General features: G+C 49.5%; 3 protein-coding genes. 2 read left to right on the plus strand and 1 reads right to left on the minus strand.

Annotation, left to right across the window (positions count from 1 at the left end; genetic code table 11):
- Window positions 1-941, plus strand: a 941-nt coding sequence (locus tag Q0294_RS12570; protein ID WP_299465682.1) for a hypothetical protein, incomplete at its 5' end; no start/stop codon positions are given.
- Window positions 942-968: 27 nt separating this feature from the next.
- On the opposite strand, the gene Q0294_RS12575 is transcribed toward Q0294_RS12570, so the two are convergent.
- Entirely contained in the window at window positions 969-2,237 is a 1,269-nt protein-coding gene (locus tag Q0294_RS12575) for a hypothetical protein (protein ID WP_299465685.1), read from the minus strand.
- 492 nt (window positions 2,238-2,729) lie between these two features.
- On the opposite strand from Q0294_RS12575, the gene Q0294_RS12580 reads away from it, so the two are divergent.
- A partial coding sequence (locus tag Q0294_RS12580) for a glutamine synthetase adenylyltransferase (protein WP_299465688.1) occupies window positions 2,730-6,029 on the plus strand: 3,300 nt, incomplete at its 3' end.

Consider the following 6,029-nt stretch of genomic DNA (forward strand, 5'->3'; position numbering starts at 1 on the left):
TCAAAGTAACTGGTTTTGATAAATTTCATGAGAATAATCTGAAAAGCTCCAATCAATCGAGTGCCGACTTCTGGAAAAAGTCTCTCGTCCACAATATTCAACTGGGTCTGAAAGAGATTGTCCCCGAGTACGATCAAAGGTCCATTTATCTTGACGTGGATAAAATGACTCTTAGTTTCGAATATACAGGGGCGCTGCCTGCAGAGATACCACAAAAGTTTGCGGCACATTTCTTTGCGAAATCCATTATCCTGGCTGACCAGGCCCCCTCAATTCAAGAAGTCAGCAGCGACCCCAATTCGCGAATCATGGACTCTAATTTTCTCACCTTCCGAATCACAACATTGAATCGTCTCAGGTTCAATAAAGACACTTCACCTCAAATTGCTGAAACATTACTGAAACAAATTGATCGCTATGTTCCCGATTCTCTGGTCATTAATTACGACGGAAAGTGGGCCTATATCAGGTTGAAAGGTCTGGGAGATCACTCGGAAGTCGAACGGGCTGCAATCAATGCGTTCTCAACGGCAGGCATCTTTGTGCGTGCAGAAAAAATCGACCTCTCCCCTGCCGACCTGGCTGCGAATGGTGATTCAAACCTTGCTAACTCTGCTTCGGGAACAATGTCGGCAACAACAGATCCCCCGTCGGATACAAAACAGAAATATATCATTCACTACGGCGTCTACGGCGGCGATGATGTGAAAGACTCGGTAAAACGCAGCTTGAAAGGGTTCGTCTGGGTCGACCAGGCATCGATTCAGTTCAATCCCGATGCAAAAGAAATCTCGTTCATCAACAGGAGCGCTGTCGACAGCGGGGCGCTGGACCGGGCACTCACCCGCAATAAGTTTTATCAGCTCAACATCACCCGGGAAGCGCTCCCGGAAGAGAAACCCGAGCCAGAAAAAACAGAAGCAAAAGTCGGCACCGAATAACCGATCAGCTCGTTTCTGCTCTGCTGATCAGGTTGTGCCCACGATCTCGGAAATGTCAATCAGTTGTAACTGCCGTCCTTCATTTTTGTGGGGCGCGTCAATACACACATAACGTGCATCGGGGCTGAAACGGGGGTGCGTATCCACGCGCCATTCTCCCGTGTAAACCGCAGGCAGATGAAAATGGCCGAGGTCAATCCGCTTCCCCGATGCCACATGATACAGGTGCGGCGTCTGAATCCGTTCCTTGCCTTTCGGATAAGTGTCGTTCAAAATCCACTCATTGCCGGGCAGATACGTTAAATGCCCGCCATTATCGAGCACCCCTTTCCCGACTTCCTTTAACTCAGCCTGATTCTCATCGCGTACCAGAAAATCGCCCCAGGCAGGACTGTCCGCTGATGCTTTCGACTGAGCCAGAATATGAGCAGGATCCCGCCAGATAAAATGTGAAACAGAACCGTTATCGATGACGACCCGCACATCGCTCCCGTCAGGTCGGGCCGTGATCATCCGAGAGAGCCGTTTTCCATTCGGATACTGCCAGCGGTGCAGAGTGATAAATCGTGAACCGTCCGGGCTGAACAGTAAATGGTTAAAATAATGTTTGATGTCTTTCTGCTGATTGGGAATCGCGCCGGTTCTGGAAATTTCATCCAGTGAAAGAATCAGCGTCGATTTTCCCGTTTCGAGATCGACGCGGAAGATTCCGGAATCCTTCGGAGCCAGATCCTTAAAATTCGGATCTGGAAAACCGGGATAACCATAACCGGGTCGGACATCCTGAATCCGTCGAAAATCAGGAGTCACCGCGGTCTTGCCGTCGGGACTCACCGAATAAACGGGCGCGGGAACCGTACGCCCTTTGCCTGTTTTCACATCCAGCATGCGGCTGACATACTGACCATCTTCGCGATCATTCCAGATCACTTTCGAATCGGAACCGGGCAACCATTGCAGCATACAACCCTGCTGCCAGTTCCAGGCCGAGGATTCCCCCAGCTCAATCCAGCGATCGTTGTCCTGCAGATCAACCATGCCTACTTTGATCACGTCATCCGCCTTGGGGGATCGATGCTCGAACGCGACTTCCATCCCTAACACATAACGACTGGTGGGATCAAACTGCAGCTTGTCGTAATAGCCAAACCAGTGATGCCGCGGCCCTCTGGTGATTACGCGTGTGGGTGGGAATTTTGTACCTTCTGCAAAGGTGAGACCGGCGAAGGCAGTTGTACCAACACCGCACAATAATTGCGTTAAAAAGTCCCGACGGCTGGATTGAAGATGTTCCATGGATTTGAATTCGCTTTTCTAAAACAACACGGACTGGAGCATCTTAACAGGCTCCCGCTGCCTTATTCCAGAGTAGAATAGTCCTCCGCTAAAATCAACTGGAAACAGCAGAGGCGTTACGAATGGATTCTTTCGCACAAATTGACTCAGAGGAATCAGTTCCCCATCAGGCAACGGTAACAACTCATTTCTCCCCCCTGCTTCAGCAGCAACCCGTTTTGAACTGTCCGATTCGTTCTGAGACTTGTAGATAACAGGTATAGTCTGACTCATCCGCATCATTGCCAATTCAGATTTACAGTGCCTGCTTTTGGTCCAACTTAAGCCTATAATACCGAATGACATCTCGCTACACTTTTGTAAGATGTGTTCTGGGAAAAGAACCCTCTGTCCGAAATCTAATGTAATTGAGTGCTCTCTCAAAATATCAGCCCCTTTTTCAACGGAAACCTGTACCTTCAGGTATCAACGCCAGCAGGTTCTGCCAATCATATGATCAAACCCATTATTCACAAATATGCGTCCAAATTGCTGGACCCGGCAGTTCCCGTTACTGATGAAGATGTGCAGTTGATTCTTTCCGGAATCGGCTTTACAGATCAGGAACGCGCTCTGATACGCTTACGGGAAATGTGTAACACTGATCGCATTCGTGAAGAATTGACGCACATCCTGCCCACCCTTTTTCAGGCGCTGTCCGACGCAGCCACTCCGGACGGATCATTAATCAATTTTGAACGATTCATGAACAGCGTTTCCCAACCGGAAACCATGCTGGGTTTCCTCACACAAAATCCGCGGGCCGTGGAAATTCTGGTCAGACTGTTTGTAGGCAGTCAGTTTTTAACGGAAATTCTTTTAAAAAACCCGGACTATCTGGAACGGCTCACCCGTTACAATCGCATTGCCGAGTTCAAAAGCCAGCAGCAGTTTTACTCGGAAGCCATGACGGCGGCGCGTGCGGAAACCGGATCAACGGCAGAAAAATTTGACGTATTACGACGTTTCCAGCGCTGGGAACTTCTGCGAATCGGTGCCTGTGATACCTTCGGTTTAATGGACCTGAAAAATATCACGGTTCAACTTTCACTGCTCGCAGACGGACTGGTACAATCCTGTCTGACCATTCTCTCGGAAGAAATGAAATTGCCGATTGATGATTTTGCCGTGCTGGCATTTGGAAAACTGGGAGGCGAGGAGTTGAACTACAGCTCCGATATTGACCTCGTATTCATAGCCGGTAACAACTCGACACAATACTGGCAGTTGGGTCAGCGTCTCATCAAATCCCTGATGGAATCAACGTCGGAAGGTTTTCTGTATCGCGTCGACATGCGGCTGCGTCCGTGGGGCCGCTCGGGGGCACTGGTCACCACGGTTGACGCCTACGTCGATTATTTTGCCAGACATGGGCGGCTCTGGGAAAAGCAGGCGATGTTGAAGGCACGCGTGATTGCCGGAAATCAGAAACTGGGCATCGAGTTCTTTCGCCGGATTGAGCCACAGATCTTCAGCTGTGACCCGGAAGAAGTGAGAAAAAATGTCCTGGAAATGAAACAACGCATCGAAACGGATCTGAAAAAGAAAGGGAAAGACTGGGGCGAAGTCAAATCGGGGAAAGGCTCCATTCGGGACGTCGAGTTTACCACTCAGTATCTGCAAATATCCAACGGCGCAAAGTATTCCTCTGTCCGCAGTATTAATACGCTGGACGGGCTGGTGAGACTGGTTGATCAGGGATTAATCCAGGCGGATGAGTACCGCTACTTAACCAGCGGTTATGTCTTTTTTCGAAAAATTGAACACGCCCTCCAATTGATGCATTACAACCAGGAACACCGCATGCCGACCGATGAACGGGAACTGGCATATCTGGCACGGAGACTCGATTTTCAGGATGGACAACAACTGGTTCAATACTATGAACAACACCGTAAAGCCGTCAGAGGCATCTTCAAAAAATATATCCATGCATCGCTCAAGCCGAATTCCGAAAACCATACGACCGGCCCGGAACAGGAGACGAACCTGATCGGCATGATGGCCGCATCTTACTCCAAAGTGTTTAACGAAACGGAAATCGAAAAACATAGCCTGATGGCCAAAAAGCTGAGCGACCGGAATATTGTTGAACTGGAAACAGAAAGTTTACCGGACAAGCAGATCCGACTCACGATGGTTGGCTTTGATCAGACGGGAGACTTATCTTTAATCTGCGGCCTGCTGTTCGTGTATGGATTTGATATTCAAAAAGGGCACCTCTTCACCAACCAGAAAGTCAAACCAGCCGCTTCGTCGCAGAGCCGCTCATCCAGGACCAGTGAAAAGTCGAAAAATACCCGTAAGTTTGTAATCGTGCTGGATGTCAAAGCACCCGTTGAAGGTGTGCCGTCAACAATCTGGATCGATTATAAAAATGATTTGACGGAACTGCTGAATAAGGTGGAATCCGGAAAAAGCCGCGAAGCCGTCGGAGAACTGGCAAAACGCGTGGCCGGGGCACTGCGCGATTTGTCTCAAGCCAGCCAGGTGCTCTATCCCGTCGAAATCGAACTGGATAACGATACAGACAGCAGGCACACCATTCTACGGATTGAGTCCGAAGATACGATCGGTTTCCTTTATGAACTGACCAACGCCCTTTCCATGAGTGGCATTGATATCGCAAGAATGGTCATTGATTCTGAAGCCACAAAAGTCAGAGACGTCCTCTACGTGACCGATGAAAAAGGGGAAAAAATCAGCTCGGAGGAACAACAGCAGGGCTTACGCGCTGCCGTCGTGCTGATCAAACATTTTACCCACTTACTGCCGCGCTCACCCAATCCGGAAGCGGCATTATTGCATTTTCGAGAATTCCTGGAACACCTTTTCAAACAACCCGACTGGGTGGAAGAAATTTCGTCGCTGGAACGCACCAACGTATTGAGCGCTTTAGCCAGACTGCTCGGCGTCAGTGATTTTCTCTGGGAAGATTTTTTACGATTGCAACATTCCAATCTCTTTCCGGTGGTAGCAAATGTCGAAGAACTGAAAAATCGAATCCCCTTCGACGAACTGAAAGCAGAACTCTCCCGAGAACTGGAACAAGCCAGTTCACCCGAAGAACAGCAGGAACGATTGAACGCCTTCAAAGACCGGGCGATGTTACGCACAGACATGCGGCATATTTTAGGCCACATTTCCGAGTTCGGACAATTCTCCGATGAATTAACCGATGTGGCAGAGGTGGTTGTCCAGGGGGCGTATGAAATCTGTAACAAACAGGTCCGGGAACGTTATGGTCTTCCCCAATTGGAGTCCGGCGATCCCTGCCAGCTATCGATCTGTGCTTTAGGGAAATGCGGAGGTCGCGAACTCGGCTTTGCTTCAGATATCGAGCTGATGTTTATCTACGAAGGCACCGGCCAGACAGTGGGGCCTGAAATCATCACCAATAATGAATACTACCTGAAGCTGGTCGAACGATTTTCGAAGATGATCAAAGCCCGCAGCGAGGGCATTTTTCAAATCGATCTGCGGCTGCGTCCTTACGGGCAAGCTGGCAGCCTGGCTGTCTCTGCGGAAGCATTTCAGAGCTACTTTTCTCACGAAGGGGCGGCGTGGCCTTATGAACGCCAGGCGCTGGTCAAGCTGCGTCCTATCGCGGCAGATGAAGAATTTGGGAACAAAATTGTCCGGATGCGCGATGACATTATTTACTCGGGAAAACCATTTGATGTGGCAGCCATGCTGGCCATGCGCGAAAAACAGATCCAGCAGCTCGTCAAAGGGGGAACCATCAATGCCAAA

It is taken from the genome of uncultured Gimesia sp. (assembly GCF_937919775.1).
In the GTDB taxonomy this organism is placed as follows: Bacteria; Planctomycetota; Planctomycetia; order Planctomycetales; family Planctomycetaceae; genus Gimesia.

What these genes read in the sequence shown, in the direction of transcription:
- Q0294_RS12575 (WP_299465685.1), bottom strand. Translation starts at nt 2,237, where the DNA reads ATGGAACATCTTCAATCCAGCCGTCGGGACTTTTTAACGCAATTATTG.